25 protein-coding genes and 6 pseudogenes are annotated in these 19,748 nt (G+C 39.8%); 9 read left to right on the plus strand and 22 right to left on the minus strand.

What is annotated here, in order from left to right; genetic code table 11:
• The first annotated feature begins 43 nt into the window (after window positions 1-43).
• Window positions 44-598 (plus strand): ImmA/IrrE family metallo-endopeptidase, encoded by a 555-nt coding sequence (locus ABE613_RS08245; protein WP_055257522.1) that lies wholly within the window; start codon window positions 44-46, stop codon window positions 596-598.
• A 33-nt stretch (window positions 599-631) separates the two neighbouring features.
• On the plus strand, window positions 632-925 hold the full coding sequence (locus ABE613_RS08250; protein ID WP_026650130.1) for a hypothetical protein: 294 nt from the start codon (window positions 632-634) through the stop codon (window positions 923-925).
• Between the two features lie 72 nt (window positions 926-997).
• Here the strand turns inward: ABE613_RS08250 and ABE613_RS08255 are convergent, their stop codons facing one another.
• Window positions 998-1,753, minus strand: a complete 756-nt coding sequence (locus tag ABE613_RS08255) for an 8-oxo-dGTP diphosphatase (RefSeq protein ID WP_049946956.1) — start codon at window positions 1,751-1,753, stop codon at window positions 998-1,000.
• A 282-nt stretch (window positions 1,754-2,035) separates the two neighbouring features.
• On the opposite strand from ABE613_RS08255, the gene ABE613_RS08260 reads away from it, so the two are divergent.
• Both ABE613_RS08260 and ABE613_RS08265 read left to right on the plus strand, forming a co-directional pair.
• Window positions 2,036-2,359 (plus strand): MobC family plasmid mobilization relaxosome protein, encoded by a 324-nt coding sequence (locus ABE613_RS08260; protein WP_026650133.1) that lies wholly within the window; start codon window positions 2,036-2,038, stop codon window positions 2,357-2,359.
• Window positions 2,326-3,684 (plus strand): relaxase/mobilization nuclease domain-containing protein, encoded by a 1,359-nt coding sequence (locus tag ABE613_RS08265; RefSeq protein ID WP_026650134.1) that lies wholly within the window; start codon window positions 2,326-2,328, stop codon window positions 3,682-3,684. Before ABE613_RS08260 ends, ABE613_RS08265 begins: the two co-directional genes overlap by 34 nt.
• Before the next feature lie 66 nt (window positions 3,685-3,750).
• Here ABE613_RS08265 and ABE613_RS08270 read toward each other — a convergent pair whose 3' ends face one another.
• The 3 genes from ABE613_RS08270 to ABE613_RS08280 all read right to left on the minus strand — a co-directional run bounded on the left by ABE613_RS08270 (window position 3,751) and on the right by ABE613_RS08280 (window position 5,919).
• A complete protein-coding gene (locus ABE613_RS08270; RefSeq protein WP_055182586.1) occupies window positions 3,751-4,419 on the minus strand; it encodes an SIMPL domain-containing protein in 669 nt (222 codons plus the stop codon).
• A gap of 262 nt (window positions 4,420-4,681) precedes the next feature.
• The gene (locus tag ABE613_RS08275; protein WP_070310171.1) at window positions 4,682-5,590 is read right to left on the minus strand and encodes an IS3 family transposase; all 909 of its coding nucleotides are present in this window, start codon (window positions 5,588-5,590) and stop codon (window positions 4,682-4,684) included.
• Window positions 5,587-5,919 (minus strand): transposase, encoded by a 333-nt coding sequence (locus ABE613_RS08280; RefSeq protein ID WP_073113382.1) that lies wholly within the window; start codon window positions 5,917-5,919, stop codon window positions 5,587-5,589. Before ABE613_RS08280 ends, ABE613_RS08275 begins: the two co-directional genes overlap by 4 nt.
• Before the next feature lie 98 nt (window positions 5,920-6,017).
• On the opposite strand from ABE613_RS08280, the pseudogene ABE613_RS08285 reads away from it, so the two are divergent.
• Window positions 6,018-6,149, plus strand: a pseudogene (locus ABE613_RS08285) (helix-turn-helix domain-containing protein); the annotation flags it as partial.
• Here the strand turns inward: ABE613_RS08285 and ABE613_RS08290 are convergent.
• From ABE613_RS08290 to ABE613_RS08305, 4 genes are all read right to left on the minus strand, one after another.
• Window positions 6,103-6,735: a class D sortase gene (locus ABE613_RS08290; RefSeq protein ID WP_347376131.1), complete on the minus strand. Its 633-nt coding sequence runs from the start codon at window positions 6,733-6,735 to the stop codon at window positions 6,103-6,105. The pseudogene ABE613_RS08285 and the gene ABE613_RS08290 overlap by 47 nt on opposite strands.
• 47 nt (window positions 6,736-6,782) lie before the next feature.
• Window positions 6,783-7,676: a hypothetical protein gene (locus tag ABE613_RS08295; protein ID WP_347376132.1), complete on the minus strand. Its 894-nt coding sequence runs from the start codon at window positions 7,674-7,676 to the stop codon at window positions 6,783-6,785.
• A 123-nt stretch (window positions 7,677-7,799) separates the two neighbouring features.
• Window positions 7,800-8,345, minus strand: a complete 546-nt coding sequence (locus ABE613_RS08300) for a P-loop nucleotide/nucleoside kinase family protein (RefSeq protein ID WP_226313799.1) — start codon at window positions 8,343-8,345, stop codon at window positions 7,800-7,802.
• A 156-nt stretch (window positions 8,346-8,501) separates the two neighbouring features.
• Complete coding sequence (locus ABE613_RS08305; protein ID WP_009145957.1) at window positions 8,502-8,795, minus strand: pyroglutamyl-peptidase I; 294 nt, start codon at window positions 8,793-8,795, stop codon at window positions 8,502-8,504.
• A 69-nt stretch (window positions 8,796-8,864) separates the two neighbouring features.
• Here ABE613_RS08305 and ABE613_RS15180 point away from each other — a divergent pair, with 69 nt between their 5' ends.
• Together ABE613_RS15180 and ABE613_RS15185 are read left to right on the plus strand one after the other, a co-directional pair.
• A complete protein-coding gene (locus tag ABE613_RS15180) occupies window positions 8,865-9,317 on the plus strand; it encodes an RNA polymerase sigma factor (RefSeq protein WP_007841005.1) in 453 nt (150 codons plus the stop codon).
• A pseudogene (locus ABE613_RS15185) lies at window positions 9,310-9,423 on the plus strand (hypothetical protein); the annotation flags it as partial. The gene ABE613_RS15180 and the pseudogene ABE613_RS15185, both read left to right, overlap by 8 nt.
• Window positions 9,424-10,082: 659 nt before the next feature.
• Here ABE613_RS15185 and aph(3')-IIIa read toward each other — a convergent pair.
• From aph(3')-IIIa to ABE613_RS08350, 7 genes and pseudogenes are all read right to left on the minus strand, one after another.
• Window positions 10,083-10,877 carry an aminoglycoside O-phosphotransferase APH(3')-IIIa gene (gene aph(3')-IIIa, locus ABE613_RS08325; protein ID WP_001096887.1) on the minus strand — a complete coding sequence of 265 codons (795 nt, stop codon included), beginning with the start codon at window positions 10,875-10,877 and terminating at the stop codon, window positions 10,083-10,085.
• A 92-nt stretch (window positions 10,878-10,969) separates the two neighbouring features.
• Window positions 10,970-11,512, minus strand: a complete 543-nt coding sequence (gene sat4 / locus ABE613_RS08330; protein WP_347376133.1) for a streptothricin N-acetyltransferase Sat4 — start codon at window positions 11,510-11,512, stop codon at window positions 10,970-10,972.
• Window positions 11,509-12,000 (minus strand): annotated as a pseudogene (locus ABE613_RS08335) (aminoglycoside 6-adenylyltransferase); the annotation flags it as partial. The pseudogene ABE613_RS08335 and the gene sat4, both read right to left, overlap by 4 nt.
• Window positions 12,001-12,129 (minus strand): annotated as a pseudogene (locus tag ABE613_RS15190) (AAA family ATPase); the annotation flags it as partial.
• A gap of 47 nt (window positions 12,130-12,176) precedes the next feature.
• A complete protein-coding gene (locus ABE613_RS08340) occupies window positions 12,177-12,386 on the minus strand; it encodes an aspartate dehydrogenase (RefSeq protein ID WP_347376134.1) in 210 nt (69 codons plus the stop codon).
• A gap of 84 nt (window positions 12,387-12,470) precedes the next feature.
• A pseudogene (locus ABE613_RS08345) lies at window positions 12,471-13,406 on the minus strand (VirB4-like conjugal transfer ATPase, CD1110 family); the annotation flags it as partial.
• Window positions 13,405-14,289: pseudogene (locus tag ABE613_RS08350) on the minus strand (DNA polymerase Y family protein); the annotation flags it as partial. The pseudogenes ABE613_RS08350 and ABE613_RS08345, both read right to left, overlap by 2 nt.
• Window positions 14,290-14,499: 210 nt before the next feature.
• Here ABE613_RS08350 and ABE613_RS08355 point away from each other — a divergent pair.
• Together ABE613_RS08355 and ABE613_RS08360 are read left to right on the plus strand one after the other, a co-directional pair.
• A complete protein-coding gene (locus ABE613_RS08355) occupies window positions 14,500-15,237 on the plus strand; it encodes a helix-turn-helix domain-containing protein (protein WP_347376135.1) in 738 nt (245 codons plus the stop codon).
• A 74-nt stretch (window positions 15,238-15,311) separates the two neighbouring features.
• Window positions 15,312-15,515: a helix-turn-helix domain-containing protein gene (locus ABE613_RS08360; RefSeq protein WP_178073232.1), complete on the plus strand. Its 204-nt coding sequence runs from the start codon at window positions 15,312-15,314 to the stop codon at window positions 15,513-15,515.
• Window positions 15,516-15,731: 216 nt separating this feature from the next.
• Here ABE613_RS08360 and ABE613_RS08365 read toward each other — a convergent pair whose 3' ends face one another.
• From ABE613_RS08365 to lnu(C), 7 genes are all read right to left on the minus strand, one after another.
• Complete coding sequence (locus ABE613_RS08365; RefSeq protein ID WP_002578778.1) at window positions 15,732-16,001, minus strand: hypothetical protein; 270 nt, start codon at window positions 15,999-16,001, stop codon at window positions 15,732-15,734.
• Complete coding sequence (locus ABE613_RS08370; protein WP_002578779.1) at window positions 15,998-16,237, minus strand: hypothetical protein; 240 nt, start codon at window positions 16,235-16,237, stop codon at window positions 15,998-16,000. Before ABE613_RS08370 ends, ABE613_RS08365 begins: the two co-directional genes overlap by 4 nt.
• Window positions 16,237-17,973, minus strand: a complete 1,737-nt coding sequence (locus tag ABE613_RS08375; protein ID WP_002578780.1) for an IS1634 family transposase — start codon at window positions 17,971-17,973, stop codon at window positions 16,237-16,239. The genes ABE613_RS08370 and ABE613_RS08375 overlap by 1 nt, the downstream gene beginning before the upstream one ends.
• 131 nt (window positions 17,974-18,104) lie before the next feature.
• Window positions 18,105-18,422, minus strand: a complete 318-nt coding sequence (locus ABE613_RS08380) for a hypothetical protein (RefSeq protein ID WP_347376136.1) — start codon at window positions 18,420-18,422, stop codon at window positions 18,105-18,107.
• A gap of 32 nt (window positions 18,423-18,454) precedes the next feature.
• The gene (locus ABE613_RS08385; protein WP_347376137.1) at window positions 18,455-18,637 is read right to left on the minus strand and encodes a hypothetical protein; all 183 of its coding nucleotides are present in this window, start codon (window positions 18,635-18,637) and stop codon (window positions 18,455-18,457) included.
• Window positions 18,638-18,670: 33 nt separating this feature from the next.
• On the minus strand, window positions 18,671-19,099 hold the full coding sequence (locus tag ABE613_RS08390) for a GNAT family N-acetyltransferase (RefSeq protein WP_117922625.1): 429 nt from the start codon (window positions 19,097-19,099) through the stop codon (window positions 18,671-18,673).
• A 30-nt stretch (window positions 19,100-19,129) separates the two neighbouring features.
• The gene (gene lnu(C), locus ABE613_RS08395; RefSeq protein WP_347376138.1) at window positions 19,130-19,624 is read right to left on the minus strand and encodes a lincosamide nucleotidyltransferase Lnu(C); all 495 of its coding nucleotides are present in this window, start codon (window positions 19,622-19,624) and stop codon (window positions 19,130-19,132) included.
• Between the last annotated feature and the right edge of the window lie 124 nt (window positions 19,625-19,748).

A 19,748-nucleotide genomic window follows, 5' to 3' on the forward strand; every position in this document is an offset into this window, starting at 1 on the left:
TATACTTGCAGCAAACTATCTTATGAAATATCGAGGTGTTTTTATGAGTTCAAAATGTATAAGAGACACTGTTAGTAAAGTAAAAACAAAATATCAGGAAAGTGATCCGTACCGCCTTGCAGCCGCTATGCATATTATTGTTAAGAAGCTTCCGCTTGGAACTGATCCAAACTGTTGCAAAGGCTTCTGTATGCGGGAATGTCGAAAGACCTGCATCGTCATTAACTGCGACCTGCCGGAAATCATACAGCAGATTATCCTGATCCACGAGATCGGTCACGCACTCCTTCATCAGAAAACCCTTCAGATCAAGTGTTTTCATGATTTTGAATTATTCGATGGAGTATCACAATGTGAATATGAAGCGAATTGCTTTGCCGCTGATTATCTTCTGGAAGATGAAGATGTACTGGAGATGCTTAACGCCGATATGTCCTTTTTCCAGGCTGCCGCAGAACTGAAAGTTCCACCGGAACTTCTTGATTTCAAATTCCGAATGATGAAACGAAGCGGCGTTCAGATTGTAGATTCTCCGATTACTTCCAACAGTGACTTTTTAAAAGATATCCCTACTTCGGGAATAATAGAAAATTACTAAATATGCTATTTTTGAAAAAGGAGATTTTTGAAAATGATCAACTTAAATAAACATAGAATAGACTTTGGAAAAGGGGATGTAGGCATTGGTGTCATCGGTAACACTACAGATTCCGCACAACTGGCATTTTATAATCAGAGTGCACGTCCCATCCATATACTCAAGAATCCAGATCAGAATCCTGGGTTCGAACCCATGGAATTTAAAGAAGAACCTTTTATCATGAGCTTCTCCAATCCTGAAAGCATTGATGCAGTTATTTCAATTTTACAACGTGCCAAATATATTAATTTCACTTCCAAAAACGAACCGCAAAAAACAGAATAGATGAATGATGTATCTTATAAAGAATGGCTGTCTTTTCTCCAATGAGCAGGCAGCCATTTCTCATGTAATTCTTTAATACAAGTCTCCCACATATCCATCTGCTTCCAGATGCATATAGCACTCGTCCACCTTCTCTGATTCCAGAATCCGCAAAACGTGTTCCATACCTGTAGCAAGTTCTTTTGTTTTTAACTCTTCCAGCGGAATCCAATAAACTCTTCCTTCCTCAGAACTCTTTAATTCTCCGGTAAACTTATCCGCTTTATACAAGGTAATAACATAGTGCACTCCGCTCTTATGCCAATGATATAATCCTCCAAGCTTCGGTGCTTCAACCGTAAGTCCTGTTTCTTCCCAGACTTCCCGAATCATAGATTTCTGAAAAATCTCATTTGCTTCTACGTGACCGCCTGGAAAAGTTGTACCGGTATAGCTATCATTTACTTTATCCAGAGCCAGTACATTCCCTTTATGATCCTGAATCATACACATATTCATAAAACAGACCTTCTCAATCTGACTCTCTTCTTTTTCATTCAGAGATTTTCTGACACGTTTGTTGATATCCGATCGTTTGGATTTATAATGCTTGAAGACCTCTCCATACGGAATCCAGATTTCTGCATCTTCAATTTTTTCATAAACAGAATCCACCACTTCTTCCAGATGTTTGTCACTCGGAAAAGTACATTTTTTCATATAATAATCTCTGGTTGCCTGAAACATCCATTCCGCAATCTTTTCTTTCTGCTTCATTTTTAACTGGGAATACTTCTTATTCGTTTGCAGTAATCTCCCATCTATCATCTTATGGTTTTTCCGTGACATCGGTTTGACCTCTTTTCTTCTTTTTCATTCAGATTTTACTATACCACAGAATCATGCTTGCGTCATACTTCTGAGCTTCGATGTCCTCTTTTTCTTCTCTCAGTACCTTATTTATAGAGGGTTCTTTTTTAAGACTCTCTTCCGGCGGCTGTGCCACCGGTAAATAGCAAGGACAGGAAGTGTATATACACTTCCGGAAAACCAGCAATTTAGGGAACCCTGCCCTAAATTAAAAACACAGAAGTCACTACTTCGAAGAACCAAAGAAAGGAGAATCTGCCTATGGCAAAGAGAAAAAGAAATATACAGATTTTGTTTTGTGTTTCCCCAGAAGAAAAAAAGCTTATTCGTAGAAAGATGATTGAATCAAAGACAAAAAATATGGGAGCTTATCTTCGTAAAATGGCAATCGACGGTTACATCGTCAACACCGATACCACTCCACTGAAGAAACAGTATGAGGAAATGCATAAGATCGGTGTGAATATTAATCAGATTGCCAAAAAAGTAAACAGCACCGGTGATCTGTATCCGGAAGAAAAGCAAGAATTAAAAGAGATGGTGAAAGAATTATGGCGTATCTTAAGATCTTCCCAATTAAAGTAACAGACAAGAAAGCTCTGGACTACATCACGAATCCAGATAAAACAGAAGAAAAACTGTTAGTTTCCAGTTTTGGCTGTTCCCCGGAAACTGCAGATCTTGAATTTTCTATGACAAGAGAAATGGCAAAAAAGAATGGAATGGACAAAGGTGATAACCTGGCATTTCATCTGATCCAGTCATTTAAACCTGGAGAAGTTGATGCCGAAACTGCCCATCGCTTAGGGCAACAATTTGCAAACGAAGTACTGAAAGGAAAATATGAATATGTGATAAGCACCCATGTTGATAAAAATCATATCCATAACCACATCATCTTTAATGCAGCAAGTTTTGTTGATCATCACAAGTATGTTTCCAATAAGCGGAGCTACCATAAAATCTGCCGGATCAGTAATCGTATCTGCCATGAAAATGGACTTGCCACCAGTATGCCAACCGGAGAAAAAGGCAAAAGTTATAAGGAGAACATGGAATATCATCGTGGCACCAGCTGGAAAGCCAAGCTACGTGTTGCAGTTGATAAAGCAATCTGGACTTCCATCAACTATGAGGAATTTTTACAAAAAATGCAGTTAGCCGGATATGAAGTCCGACAGGGAAAACACCTGTCCTTCCGTGCACCGGAACAGAAAAACTTCACTTATATGAAATCTCTTGGAAGCTATTATTCAGAAGAAAATGTCCGCATCCGTTTGGCAAAAAACCGTAACAAAATAAAAGCTCCAAGGCATCTGTCCAGAGAAGCTCGCCTGTATATCAATATCTCCACTTATGTTACGACCGGCAATCGAGAAGGATTTGAACGATGGGCAAAACTAAATAACCTGAAAGAAGCGGCACGCACCTTCAACTATCTTTCCGAAAATAACCTGCTGAATTATGAAGATTTCCAACAGCATGTTTCTGATGTTGATGCTTCTGTTAAAGCGGCTGATCAAAGAATAACGCAAATCAACAGTGAGCTGAGCACACAGAAAATCATTCAAAAACACTGTGATTCTTACCGTCTCTGCCGAAAAGTGATTGAAGATTGCAAATCTGCTAAAAATCCAAAAGCATACCGAACCAAACATCAAGCAGAATACCAACTGCACGATTCACTAAAAAAAGAGCTTCAGGATCTCGGTGTTACCAAAATCCCAAGCTCTAATAAAATCCAGAATAGGATAGAAAATCTTGAATCTGAACAAGCTGCTACTGTCCGGGAAAAACAAGAATTGCAGAAAAAGCAGAAGACACTGAATATCATTAGACAGAATTTCACAGCACTACTTAATGCTCCGGAGATGCAAATTCCCATATCAGAAAAAGAGCTAACTCTCTAAAAAGAAGGAGGTACCTACTTTAACGGTGCCTCTTGCTTTTCGTCTAATCTATTTATATCTTCCTCTTTATGCAATTTCCCATATTACAGTTGCCGTATCAGTAACATTAATATCGTCTGCCTCAATATCTATATCATATGCTCCCGGTGCACTCATTTCACATTCCGTACACTCCATTAATCTCATTTCATTCAATGGCTTTGTTACAAAATCTATCTCTCCCCAAGAATAATCAATTGCCTGTATTTCACCCAATTTCACATTTGCTGCTGTTGTAAGCACCTGTGCCTTTTGAATGGAATCCTCGATTGCTTTATGTAACAGCTCATTTTTACATTTTTCTACATCTGCCACTGTATACTCAATAGAAAACTCTGGCCTTAATGAGCTATGAGCCAAAGCGTAAAGGACTTGCCCTAATCTTTTATTATCAGCTGCAAACTCTATTTTCATATGGTGATTATACTTATAACCTTTAAATCTTCGCTTCCAGCTCTTATCTCTGTCCTGATAGCTTTCATATTCTGTATCGACATTAAAATATACTGTTTTAAGGTCTTTTCTCTGAAAACCAAGTTTCTCAAACAAATCCTTGAGAAGCTCTGTATCTTCTGTTGACCTTCGGAGAGTATCTTCATATTCTTTGCAAAGTTCTTCCTTGTTGACATATAACCGGATTTTATCCGGCTTTACTGCTATTTTCCCTTTTCCTGTAACTGCCCGAAAAAAGGACATAAAAAAATCCCTCCAAATTTAAAAACAAATTCAGAGGGTAATTTAGGGTATAACAAAATAACCCACCCGAATATCGTTTTTTTTATTGATTTGATAGACGGAAATCTTCTTATAAGCCCGCGCAAGTGTTTATAAAACCTCGCGAAAATGGCTTAAAATCAAGGTTTTCTGCATATCGTCATTTATCTTGCCATATCTCCGTATAAGATGATTTTGATATTGTCAATATTGGTTGACACATTTATCTCAAAGATATCACTGACTATGCAGCCAGGTCCAAAGATTGATAGTATCTCTGGCGCTTGATGATCGGAGGAAGCCCACCATTAGCAGAGCAGATCCTCCTGTTATTCCAGTAACTGATGAAATATCTCCAAATGAGAACCTTCAGTTCCTCTGTGGTCATAGTTTCCGTATTGTAGCGGTCATAGAGAAGCTCGCTTTTCATTCTGGCCCACATGCTTTCACATCGGGCATTATCATGGCACCTGCCACCAGCACTGTTCATGCTTTGAATAATACCGTATTTTGCCAGAGCCTTACGATAGGTTTCACTGGTATATTGTGTTCCTCTGTCAGAGTGTAAAATGGCGCCTCGCAGATTAGGATATGCAAGATAGGCATTATCCAGGGTATGCTCACACAAAGTTGCTTTCATGTTGGTTTCCATCGCCAGACCAAGGACACTGGAATCAAAGCAGTCAAAGATAGCTGAAACATACAGTTTTCCATCTTTAGCCTTGATCTCTGTGATGTCAGTTACACATTTTTCAAGTGGCTTATTGGATTTGAAATCTCGCTTCAGAAGATCATCCGATTTACGCGCTTCCCGATCAGCTCTGGTAATACCATTTGGCTTACGCTTTGGCCGATGGCTAAGGCCTATTTCATCCATAACCCTGTAGACAGTTCGCTCACTGGGGATTTTGAGTCCTTCCAGATTCTTAAGGAGAAGTGCCTGATACATGCGAATACGCCCATAGGTATCATTGCATTCATCCTCAGAATTAATCGCTCTCATAGCATCAGCGAGATCCTGATATTTCCAGGGACGATCTTTAATAGCAAGATATTTGTAAAAACCCTGGCGGCTGACACCGAGCATCCGGCAGTAGAATGAGAGTTTCCCCTTAATCACGCCGTCTTCCGTTTTTATGGCAATGAACTTCATTCTTTGGTTCTTGCTGACTTCCGACGGCTGGCTGCGAAAAAAGCACTTGCTTCCTCGAGAAATTCATTTTCCTCTTTCAGACGCCGGATTTCTTTATCTTGATCCTTAACGCGTTTGCGGAGCATCGCAAGCTCCTCAGCAAGACTCATCGCACTTTCTGGAGTATGTGCACCATCGCCAATATCCAATGTGCCTGCTCTAACTGCTTTCAGCCATGTATGGATAGTTCCCTCCGGGATACCTAATTCTTTAGCAGCTTTAGCACCACCTATTTCTTTTGCTAACTTAACTGCCTGTACTTTGTATTCATGGTCATATTTACGTGCCATTTTGAGTACCTCCTTATTCTCTTGATTCTATCATGAAATCCTTGAGAATAAGATGTCAACTTTTTTTATACCACACCAACTTTTTTTATACCACACCATTGGATAATCCAACGTTGGAAAAACCTACGCAGAAAAAACCTACGTTGGAAAATCCAACGCAATTAAATAAAGATATACAAAAGACTAACTTACCCAAAAAAGAAAAATCAAATATAGATTTATCAAGTACCGATTGGTTCCTTTTTCCGCACAGGTAAAAAGGGTTAATTCTTCCCTTTCTCCCTGTGTACGAATCGAATGATTGAAAGGACCAACCACAAAGGTTTCCGTTACCTCATAAGAATGAAGCACCCCTTCTGTATCAAGAAGGGTTACGATATCCCCAATGGAAACCTTGTTAAGATTGGTAAAAAACTCTCCGTATCTGCTGCCATTATGACCGCATAATACACAGTTTCCCTTCTCTCCGATTCGTCCGGTCTCACTCATGTGCCCGATTGCCTTATTTAGGTTTGAGGAGGAACATCCCTCCACTACCGGATAGCGTATGTCTAATGCCTCAATTTCAAGAATGGCGATAACATCCCCCTCTGCAAATATGGCTGCATCCGCTTCACTAATGGCGGCTTCGGTTTCCTCCTCCCCAGTTTCTTCCATCTCTGTCTCATCTTCCTGCACTTCCTCCAAATTCTGCTCAAATTCCTTCGTAAGCTTCTCTGTCTCCCTCATACCGGTGTAGTGGTATACAATCGGAATGGCAAAAAACAAAATACCCACCACTATAAGTAGTGCTGCAAACACTTTTCTTCTGCTCATAAAAATTCCTCCCATTAGAAATGCCCCGCCATTGGCAGGGCACTTCTTTATCTTGGTTTGTCTTGCCTTGTCTGATAAGGCAACTGGTTTTCTGCTACATTCATGCTCTTTTCTTCCTCAATCCCTCCAAGGTCTGCATCCGCAACCTTTTCGTTCTCAAGGTCGAGCTGGGCATTTAGTTCAAACTGCCTTGAAAGCTTCTGCTGAAGTTCCTCTTCGTGCATGAATGGTTTCTCATACTCTTCCTTCGATGCAGCAAGGTCGTTTTCGTACTGATCTATCTTTTTTAAGAGATATTCCTCATTCTCGTGAATCCCGTTAAAACAGTTTTCAAGCTTTACCATATTGCCCACCGGGCTGGTAGAAAGCTCTACCTTATACTCTGTCTTTCCCCGAAGGATTAAGTAATTTACTCCCATGAAATTCTTCTCCACAAGAAGTTCAAACCCGTGGAAGCTTCCAAGTGCAGTTGTATCCCCGGTCTTACATTTACTTACCGCTTCAAGCATAACAGCACCGCCATCTGCCCTTTCCGTATAAGTAAACTTGCCTACCGTGATTGCAAAGTCCGGATGCTCCAATAACTCTTTATCCCGAAGTTTGATGTCTTCCCTGACACAGGCAAGCTTTTCGTTTGCAGCCTTTATCAGCTTCGGATATCGGATCATGAAATTATCCTGCAATGCATACCGCTGGTTATCATAGGATGCTTTTAGCAGTTTCAGTCTCTGCACATCGTTGTCAATCTCCATCTTCTCCTTAATCAGCGGATTTCCGGTACGATGGCTGCCCTCTGCACCTTTCTTCTTTGTTGGGTCACGGTCAACGGTATAGATGTTACTACCCTTGATAGAAGCCTGCTTAGGTTCATGTGTATGAATCTTGGCTTTCTGTTTGGTATGGATTACCATTGGTTTGTCATCGACCTTTTTAATTTTCAATTTTCTCACCTCCCTGCACTTGGAAAATAAAATAAGCCGCTAGGGAGCAAAAATTACTCCTTAACGGCTATGTAATATCATTCAATATTCAATTATTTAAAGAAACATGAAACTGGAAGTTGTCTAAAATAGTAAAGCCGTACCGCTTACTATTTTTTCTTTTACTGCTGAAACAGTATCTTTGATTGAATGCGTAGTTGTATCTATAACATTTAATTCATAGATTCCCAAATTGGAAAATTGCTCCCACATGGTTTCTACCAATTCGATATTTGTCTTTCGGTCTAACTTTGAGCGTTCAACAGCTCGCTTCAAGGTTTCTTCCTTACTTGCCCTTAAAATAATATAATGCACCTCATAATGTTCCCGAACAAGACTTTGCCACGGCTTTAAAAACCACGGTCCGATAATACCGTCAACAATTACATCATATCCACCACGAGCATATCGCTTCGCAGCTTCTAAAAACGCTTCAATGACAATCAAATTTTGCTCATTTGATTCTGGTAAATGCGGTGGTATTGCCCCTTTACTCAAATAATGATAAAAGTCATCTGTGTGCATATGCACAGACTTTTCCAAATCTGATTCTTTTGCAACAGCAGATGCCGTTGTAGTTTTTCCTGTCCCCGGCGCACCTGTGATTACAATAATTCTACCTTGATTTATCTATATTTTACCTCCACAAATTCCGATTTGTTGATAACTCATTATATCATAAATCTATTCACTGTATCATAAATCTATCCACTTTTCAATCTATATCACGCAATTAACTTGGAAAGGAACACCGCCGAGCAATGGGTTATCTCGGCGGTCACTCTTTTACTCGTTGTCCGCTCCATACGATACCGACGACGGAATTCCGTTATCATTTAGATTTTTCTCGATATCCTTCACCGGAAGTGAGGAAAAATACGCTTCTCTTCCCTCTTTTATTATAAGCTCGTGGCACGGCTTGTTTCCGGCGTTGTCGGGAATGCGCGCGTCCATTATGTTCACGGCTATCATCTCGGGAGTAATGGCGGCTCTCCCTCCGGCTTGACCTACGCACACCACCGCGTCGGGTCTGTATTGCTCCACCGCTTTTTTAAGAACCTCTCCTGCCTTTCCAAACACCGTCGGCACTTCGAGCTTTAAAATTTCCGCGCCTTGTATATCGTTTTAAGGGCAAGTAAAGAAGAAACTATGAAGCGAGCTATCGAACGCTCAAAGTTAGACAGAGAAACAAATATTGAATTAGTTGAAACAATGTGGAAGCAATTTTCCAATTTGGGAATCTATGAATTAAATGTTATAGATACAACTACGCATTCAATCAAAGATACTGTTTCCGCAGTACAAGAAAAAATCGCAAGTAAGCGCACCACTCTTGTGGAAGAAAGCGAACTTACTCATGTTGCGGCTCCTGATAATCCCACGAAAGAGTTTGAGAACCGGCAAGAGCGTTTTGCACTATATCGAGCAATGCAACAGTTAGATGCCGAAACTCGTGAAGTAATCCATCTGCGATTAGCCGGTGATTTCTCTTTCCGTGACATCGGTGACATTCTTGGGCACAGCGAAGTATGGGCTCGAGTGCGCTTTTATCGTGGTAAGGAAAAACTTGTAAAGATTATCGGAGGTGATAACAATGCGTGAAACCAATCTTGACTGCTGCGTAGTCAGGGATTTACTCCCATCCTATCTTGAAGAATTGACCGAGACAGAGACCTCTGCTATGGTCAGAGAACACATTGAGCATTGTGCGGCCTGCCGCCAGCTTGAAGAGGATATGCGCAGGCAGGTTCCTATTGAAAAAGCGCCACAGCGTGCACTTAGATTTTTAAAGCGTGTTAAACGCACTCGCTTAATAGCGGCAATTCTTTCCGCACTTGTTGCCCTGTTTTGTATAGGGTGGCTCTATGATTTGGAGTTTCATTATGCCAATACAGAAGCCGGTAGGCTGGAAGCGGTATGTGACTATATTCCTTCACCGGAAGGCAACACTATTTCCGGTGTGGAAGCAGGAACTCCGGTTCGTGCAGTCTCGTGGCAAACAATAGACAATCACCTGCTGATCTTTTTCGCAGCTGATAACGAGGAAAATGTTCATGGTGTTATGCATCTTTACTCTGTTAATCCTGTTCAAATTTTATTCCTCCTCTGTGACTTCCATAAAAAGTATATCCTATGCGTTCTTAAGCTAGCTGCTGTTAGTGCTTCTCATTGCACCCTGGTTATAAAAGCCATACTCACAAACCTCTTCACCAAAACTCTTTACATCTCTAATATAGAACTCTATCTAGCGAACTTTTAGAAAAGATATAAAACATCAGAGTATGGACAGTTGCGGATGTACTTCAGAAAAGATTAGATGTCTAAAAAGCTTGTAGTTAAAGCTTTTTAGACATCTAAATCTAGGTACTAAAACAATTCATCCAGTAAAATATAATATTTTATTTTCTCCCAATCAGGCTTGATCCCCAGTAAGTCAAAAAATAGCTCGACATACTGTTCTTCCCCGATATCCTCCCTGATCGACCGGACGCAGAAGGCAATGTCATACCACTTGTCCGCCCTGCCGCTTCTCCCAAGATCAATAAAGCCACTTACTTTGCCATCTTTCACAAAGATGTTGCTGTCTCCCAGGTCGCCGTGGGAAAAGACAAGTTCCTCTTCGGGCTTTTCCGTCTTTAAAAAATCATACAGCTCGCGCGGATCTTTAAATGGAGTGTCTTCTTCCCAGTTTTCGCAATCCACATCGGCCAGATCGTTATTCAGTAAGTAATCCAATTCGGCTAAGCGGCTGTCTAAGCTATTCGTATAGGGACAATCCGATATGTCGATGGAGTGAAAGAGCCTGATGCACTCCGCATACAGCTCGATAATCTTTTCAGGGCTTTGTTCATCTTCATACTCTTCCGAGCAAAGGACGCCATCGGCCTCACTCATGAGCAGATTGCTCCAGCCATCATGCCGTTCAAAGTGCAGGACCTTTGGAACAGGCAGCTTTCCTTCCAGCCATAGCATCATGTCCTTTTCCCGTTCCACATCATAGGTGGTCCCTTTATACCGGCTGTCCGTCATTTTTAAATATAGGTTTTCATTTTCTCCCACCAGCTTATATACCTTAGCAGGAGACATTCCTTCCGTATCTTTTACGCAGCGGTATTTTTCGATCAGTTTTTTCAATTCCGGTGATATTCTCATTTTAGCCATTTATTATTTCCTTCCTCTTTTCTACAGTATTTAAAGATACCCCAAGAAGCTAATTATAACAAGACGAACTCCAATTCACTGTTCCTTGCATTCTAAAACCTTAAATACCAGAAAACAGCTTTTTCAAAGTTGTTTTCAAAGTTGGCGTATAACATAGTATCGACGGAGCCGATTTTGAAACCACAATTATGATGGAATTTACAAGCTATAAGGTTATTGTCCTGGGTTTCAAGCATTAGTCCATGCAAGTTTTTATGCTTTGCCCATTCTATAGATATATTGATAAGCGCGCTGCCTATGCCTTGCCCCCTGAAATCCTTACATACGGCGATATCTTCTATATAAGCGTACCGGTTCCAATTTTTTCGCAGTTTAACTTTTCCGACGCATTTATCGTCTTGGTAGTAAAGATATATTATCTTATCAGTATTGTCAATATATTCAAGGCAATCTGCCTCCTCATCCTCTTCATCCTCTTCGTCTTGGTAGCTTTTTAAATATGGCGCTTCATAGAGTAATTCTGTAAAGGTCCAATTCTCGTTTTCATACCTCGGTATAATCTTACCTATCACCTCAAATGGTTCGCTGGGTTTATCGATATCTTTCAGGTGCCCTGCTTTCATTTCTGTAATCACTGTTCCCGCCTCTCTTCTATATCAGCGGCATATGTGCTATCCAGGCAGCCGGTTTTACCAGTGTATTTTTTATACATGTCCCTGGTATATTTTGTTATATTCCTATCATACTCCGGATAGGCATAATGAAGCCTTTCCGCCACCTCACCGGATACCGCCCTGAACAATTGATGGCATAGAAATAATGCTTCCCATATGTTTTCATAGGAATCCATCCGGTAGGTGGACAAAAGTTTCTCCCACAAATCCTCGGATATATACCTTTCAATAAACTTATAGTTCTTGCCTACACTTAATTTAAAGCCTGTTTCGATGCCGACCTTCCATGATATCATTCTCAGCAGCTCATGGCGAACAATCTGATTAAAATGATCAATAGCAAATAAAATTTCCTTACGGCACAATCCTTTAATAACATAAGGTGTTACATTCCAAAATTCATTGCAGCAATCATCATACTCCCTTGCGCTTGGCTTTCTTACATGATAATGATAAAAGTCATCTGTGTGCATATGCACAGACTTTTCCAAATCTGATTCTTTTGCAACAGCAGATGCCGTTGTAGTTTTTCCTGTCCCCGGCGCACCTGTGATTACAATAATTCTACCTTGATTCATCTATATTTTACCTCCACAACTTCCAATTTTCCTCTCCTTAATGATTACTAATATTCCTTAGAAATTGCTGCCACATCATACATTTCCATAAATGCATCCAGGTCCGCTGCATCCCGAATCAACATAATCTCGTCAAAGTGTCCGGTATGAATATCTTTAAATCCAGCCACCTGTTCTCCGGTACAAATGCTACATTTAAGAACTGCTTTCTTATTTGTTTTATCATATTGTGTCTTATGTGGTTTCTTCTTAAACATAAGGAATACCTCATTTATAATCATCAAGGCCGGACATTCATCCGACCTCTTGATTATACTACAGATTTTATAAAATTTCATCTGTTATCCCTGCAACATTGTTTCTTTTTTCTTCTGTTCCGCAATCTTCTCGTGGATATTGGTGTTATACAGCTTGTAAAGGTCTGTATCCTTACTGATCTGGTTATCAAACGGAATTACCACTGAACCACACTTAATCAGTCCCATACCGGATGCAGTATTGGTTACGAAACGAAGCTGTGCCTCCGATACACCGATAACCTCTGCCATCTTGGAGCTGTCCGTATTTGCCTGCTTAAGGAGTGCTACGAACTCAGAGTTTGCAAGCATAGTTGTTGCAGTGTAGTTCTGTAACAGATCGACAACGTTCTGGGTAATACCCGTACATAAGCCACCCTGCTTACGCACCTTTTTCCAAAGCTGCTGCAAATACTTCGCTGAATACTCGGAATTTAAGAGCACATGGAACTCATCAATATAAAGCCATGTTGCCTTGCCACGCTTTCCATTCTCCACAATCCTCTGCTGGATGGACTCCATCATTACAAGCATGGTAATCGGACTAAGCTCGGCACCAAGGTCCCTGATACCATACACAGTAAATCTGTTATCCACATCCACATTGGTCTGGTGATTGAAGATATTCAATGAACCGCTTACGAAAAGTTCAAGAGACAATGCAATATCCTTTGCTTCCTCTTCCGGCTGCTCTAAAAGCAAATCATAAAAGTCACTCATAATCGGAATATACTTCTCCCTGCTTCTGGCAATGTCGATATAGAGCTTTCTCACGCATCTGTCAATAATGGACTTCTGTCGGGAGTTTAAGCTGTCACCGATACACTGTTCACAAAGACCAAGCATGAACTCACCCTTTTCTCTTACCCAGCCTTTTGTATCGTTCTGGTCAAGATTCCATACATCCATGGCTAAGGGGTTCACATAGTTATCCGTATAAGTAGACATATTAACAACGGTTCCCCCATAAGTCTCGGCAATCCCTGATACTGATTTCCACCACCTGGCAACGGAATCCATTTTCCCGAATCCTTGCAGCCACACTCTCCGCAAGAATATAAAGAACAATTTTCACATCCTCGTCATTTTCCAAATCTCTCGGTGTGGTCGTACTGTTACCAACTGATTTAATTGGAGCATGGGTATCCTCCAGCCTGACCGGTGAGTCATCATAGCCATTAGCAAATGCCCACAACACACTCCCCATTTTACCAAGATGATTTACAAGAATATGTTCATCCATCCTTGCAAGATCACCGATTGTCTTTATACCTATTTTCAACAACTTCTGGTTAGTGCTTCGTCCCACATAAAGTAAATCTGATACAGGGAGCTTCCATGCCTTCTGACGAAACTCGTCCTTATACATGGTAGTAATCGCATCCGGCTTCTTATAATCTGAACCGAGCTTTGCATAAATCTTGTCAAAGGATACTCCTATGCTGACGGTTATACCAAGCTCACTCTTCATCCGGTTACTGATTTCCTCCGCAATCTTATAACCATCACCCTTGATACTGCTGCTTGCTGATACATCCAGCCAGCTTTCATCAATTCCATATGGTTCCTGCAGATCGGTGTATTCCGAATAAATCTCATGCGCCATGCGGGAAAAACGCAGATACAAGTCCATTCTGGGGGAAATAAATGTAATGTCAGGGCAAACCTGTTTCGCCTGCCAGAGAGCCATTCCTGTTTTCACACCGTGTTTTTTGGCAATGTAGTCAGCAGTCAGTACAATTCCATGTCTTGACTCCGGGTCCCCTCCTACCGCCAATGGCTTTCCGGCTAGTTCCGGGTGATGCAAATGCTCAATCGCTGCATAACAGCAGTTGATATCACTATGCAATATGGTTCGCTCCATCTCTCATTCACCTCCAGTCTGTTCTATGGAAAGAAGCTTTCTATCACTTCTTACAGGCTCAAGTATAACTCTCTTATTAAGCGATTGTCAACGGACACATGTGTCCCCTATCTCTCATTCGGCGATTTTATGCTTGAAAAAATCTTTTTTCTGATATATACTATAGGGGAAATCGAGACACTAAAATCATCTTAGAAACGAGGCGAATTTATGAGAAATATCGGTGAAATCATTTCTTCCAACAGAAAGAAAATGAAATTGTCCCAGCCAATGTTGGCTGAGTTATTACAGGAAGAAGGCATCAACCTCTCAGCAAAAGCAATCTCCAAATGGGAGACAAATGCCACTGAGCCAAGTATTGCTACTTTCATGACCGTTTGTAAAGTGCTGAACATTACAAATATATATGAAGCATATTTCGGTGAGAATCCATCCGATCCACTTTCTGCTCTTAATGATGCAGGGAAAGAAAAAGCTTTAGACTATATCGAATTATTACATGATAGTGGAAAATACGAAAAACAGCTATGTAAGATTATTCCTTTTTGCAGAATTATTGATGTCTATGAAAATGCTGTTTCTGCCGGAACCGGAAACTTCCTTGTGGATGGACCAAAAGAAACGATTCAGCTTACGAAAGATATCATACCGGAATCCGCAACCTTCGGTGTAAAAATCAGTGGTGACAGTATGGAACCCGAGTTCGAAGACGGACAGATTGCATGGGTCCTGAAACAGGATATGGTTGAAAATGGAGAAATCGGAATCTTCTCTCTCAACGGAGAAGCTTATATTAAGAAATTGCAGGATGACCAAAATGGAGTTTTCCTTATTTCCCTAAACGAGAAATACCCTCCAATTCCGGTCAGAGAGCATGATCGTTTTGATATACTGGGAAAAGTAGTTGGAAAGAATCATCCAAACGAAATCAAAGAATATCTACAATAAACAAGTCCGTCTTTTTGGACAGTATTTTCTGTATCCTTGGTATTATAAGATATGTATGAAGGAAGGTGTTTGCCATGGCGGTCGTTAATAACCTGAAAACAATTCGTGAATCACGAGGTCTTCTACAAGAGGATATAGCCTCTGCCACCGGATTCTGTACAAAAACCATCAGCAGAGTGGAACGTGGTGAACGGGCACCATCCGCTGAATTTATGCTTCGAATTGCAGCATATTTTAATCTACTTGTTGAAGATGTATTTAAGTTAGAAGAGCACTGACTTCGGTCGGTGCTCTTTATCATTTCGTCACATATCACAAATAAATCGACAAACTGAAAGTTTCTGTTCCCTACAAATTGGAATTTAGTTAATCAGATTGTCAATCGTTATGTCCTCGCCGTGTTGCATCAATTCGTGATTACCTCTTAACTTCCAGAAATTTTTCCACTCAAATGTAAAGATTGGAGCCTACTTGTTGCAGCACTCCAATCTTCATTATTTTACGCCAGTATTCGTTTCAAAGATATCAATAAGAAATGGCAACATTGCTTCCTGTTCCCTAACATATGATTGATAGCTAAATATTGCACCTGGTGCATCCAAATCATTTGCATTGCCAACGCATACAAAACCGTTACCTTCAATCCCTATGTAAGTAGTTATATGGTGCATCTTACCGCTGTCATTTTTTTCAATTAAATTCATAAGCGTCAGACCATCACCGATATCATATAGGTCGATTCGTTTCTTTGATTCCTTTTTCATTCTGTCAGACCTTCCCCTTTCACAAATGCAAGAATCTCTTCATAGGATCTGCTGCTATTTATAACCGCATCCATTAATTCTTCCTTACGCAGTTCATTACGCATTTTTACAAGCTCTGCAAGAGCATCCTTTTCTGCTTCATATCTGGCTTTGGCCTTTTCCAATGTCTCTTTCTGCTGTTCGATTTTTGCATCAAGCTTTTCTGTAGTTACTCTGGATTTATATTTTCTTGCCACTATGATTTCCTCCCGTTAATCTTAACCTTAAGAACTTTTGGATTCAGTTCATTGCTGATTTGTTCCGCTTTTCTTTTGATATAATTCGCATCAATACCAAATGCTTTGAGTATTATTTTCTGGTTTGCTGTTACAGCATGATCCAGGCGATAAACGCCATCCGCCTGCCGTATCATCTCTATTTTCTCAAGTTCCCTGATTGCTGCAGGTACATTCATAAAGTTTGGAGAACTGAGCAGTTTTTCTTCTTCATCCTTGAGCTTTGTATACATGCGATTTCTGATAATCAGGGCAACAAATGCAATCAACATTTTCCCTTCCAGCGCATCACCGGTATACACCCTCATACTTCTGTTGCCTAAAAATGTCTTATCCGCTTTGAATAACTTTTCAGAAACATCCCTGCTCTTATACAGTTCAAGAGCCTCTTTCGCCTTCATATTTTCCGAAGTAATAATACAGAAATAACCACACATTTTCAGTTCTTCTTCAATAACAGAGCTCTTTTCTATAGCACACACAAAGCACTGGTCTTCCTGACCCTCGTGGTAGTATTCCAGGCTGAAATACTTTTCATATGATTTATCAAGTACTACAGGTTGCCCCTCCAGTTTCTTAAAATAAGCAGCGAGCTTGTCTATTTTTTGTTCCAGTTGTTCCCTTTCAGCAGCTGCCTTGCTATAGCTGTAATAAATGTGCAGATATCTGTTTCTTTCATCCGATGGAAAGACAGTTCTTTCCACAGTAGTTCCATTTACACCAAAGCGTCTTATTGTATACTGCCTGCTATCTTCAAATGTACCCTTAACTTCTTTGACAGCATCGTTAACAAGGGCTTTCATGCCTTTTATCATGATTACAAAATCATAACCACATTTATCCATATATTTGATATTTTCACGGCTGAAATAACCGCGGTCGAGAATAAATCCTGCGTTCTTATATCCGTAAGCCTTGGCTTTATCAAGCATGCACTGAAGCTGTGATACATCCACAATACTTCCGGGATAATCCTCATAGAAGAGAGGCTCTCTGTTATTACAGTCATAAGCAATGGAATAATTAAAAATTGGCAGTCCCTTATCGTCCTTAGCATGACCGTATTCAACAAGTTCAATATCTCCAGCCTGACAATTCTTATTGGTAGAATCGTAAGATATATATATCTTGTCCTTATTCTTCTTTAATGCATTCCATTCATTCTGAAATTCTACAGAATCATCAATAGAAATCTGCCCGATAAACTCAGATACCGTTGAATCACTGTATATTTTATAGCCTGGTGTAAAAAGCGGATGATTATAAGCATAATCCGGATAATACTGTCCGGCATTATTCTCTGTTGTCAGATAGTAGCTTGCCAGGTCAAGAAATAAACCTGTCCCTTTGTCATTGTTATAAATGGAGGACACGATGTTTTCCACCATGCTTTCCATCATCAGTTTTTCTATAACCATAAAGGTTCCAATTCTTAGGCAGCTGCTCCGCTCATCCCGTCCCTCATCCGCAGGAAGCTGTGCGTCAGGAAAATATTTCATAAAGTTCGGATTAGGATACATCATGGTATCATCATCTTCACACTTTTTTCCTATCGTGGTTCTCTTGGGAATGTTATATTTCTTGTCCGGCTTATATACCCTGTCATACTCATAGTTAATGTATGTTACACCCTTTATGGTACGCTCAAAAATCTTTCCTTTTTTCGCAGGAATTTTAACCAAAAAATCATAATACATAATCGTTTCTCACTCAAATATTGAGTATGTATACCTACTCAATTATTATAACAAGAAATGGGCAGGAAATCAAGAAATTTCTTGATTTCCTGCCCGTTTTGAGCATTTATTTTTCGATTGAGTGTCAACTTCTACTGGAAGTTAAGATTACCATACTCGTCAATGGTATAAAGAAAACCATACAAGCCATTACCATTGCTTGAGGAATACTTGAATTGCACAACAATCTCTTTTGCATCGTCTGTTCTTGCCATAGTTGTGGTTTCCTCTATTTGCACATCTTCAAACTCCTTGAAAACTTCTGCAAATTCTTCTTTGGCAAGGTCAATAACCTTGCCATAATCTGCTGAAACTGCTTCGTGTTCTGCTGGACTATCAGCATTATTATTGCAGCCACATAATCCCAAAAGACAGACAAGTGCCAAAGTCAATGCGATTATTCTTTTCATACAATCACCGCCTTTGTCAAATTGGAATTGGCTCAATCCTTTTTCAATCCGAAAAAGCCAAGTGCGGCTCCAACAAGCATTGTTGCAATACCGATGTACTGAGGTGTCAGCATATAATTTGCTTGAACATCCATATCAGCAAAACCTAATGTACCAATGGAATACATAATGGCACCGCCAATAAATAACAGACCGCCTAAAATAACTTTTTTCATACAATCACACTCCTTTGTCAAATTGGAATTTGTCTATCGGCTCCAAGCCATAACCAACTCTTTTTCGTTGGTATTATCATCCGTGTTTTCTGATTGAACTACAAATTGTTCTCTCTGATAAAATTGAATTGCACGGATATTCTTATTATAAACGCTCAAATACATATTGGATTTAATGCCTTTTGCATAATTCAATAGTTGTTTCCCAATGCCTTTCGACTGCATATCTTCTTTTACGAATAATCCCGCAATATAATTATCTGTCAATCCAATAAAGCCTTCTATTTCTTTTGTGCCATTGTTTTCATACACATATATTTCTGCTTGTGGAAGAATCTTTTTTACCATATCATAATTATCCATCCAATAGTGCTTTGATATGAAACTATGTGCTTTAATGTTTATATCAAGCCATATCTGCATAACAGCAGATAAATCATTTTCCTTGACTGCTCTTATCATAATATAACCTCTACAAATTTGAATTTACAGTTATCTATACTCATTTGGAATTTCGATATGAAATGTCTCACACAATAGCTTCACATCATGTACATCATTTTCATCAAATTCATATCCCAAATGGAACATTACTTGACTATATGGTTCAATACAAGAAACCTCTATCTCCTCAATTTTTCCTTTACCAGAAAAAGTTTCTACCGGAAAGTTATCCCCCTCATAAAGAATTTCACCTTCGCCCGTATATTCAAAACAATGCAAATCAACAATCCTGTTTTTCGCATCTTTCCATACAGTATGGTTCAATGTTGTATATTCCATCTTAATCTCATAAAAGTCATTATCTTTCATTATCTCTATAAAGTTCTGATAATCTTTCTTTTCTACCAAAATATCAATATCGTTATGGACTCTTGACTGATGTCCAAGCAACGCATCTACCCCCCAGCCACCATCAAGAAAGACTTTAATCTCGGCATCTATCGCGAGTTGAAGAATCTGTTTTACATCTGTAATATTGACCATCTTATCCTCCATTCATTACAAATTTCTTAATCCACTATAATCTAACTCGTATATTTTATCACATACCTCATCAATATACTTTCTATCGTGAGAAATACTGATAATAGCTCCCGGGAACTCTCTA

Origin of the sequence: Dorea chungnamensis, assembly GCF_039832125.1 — a bacterium.
Taxonomy (GTDB): Bacteria; Bacillota; Clostridia; order Lachnospirales; family Lachnospiraceae; genus JAFBIX01.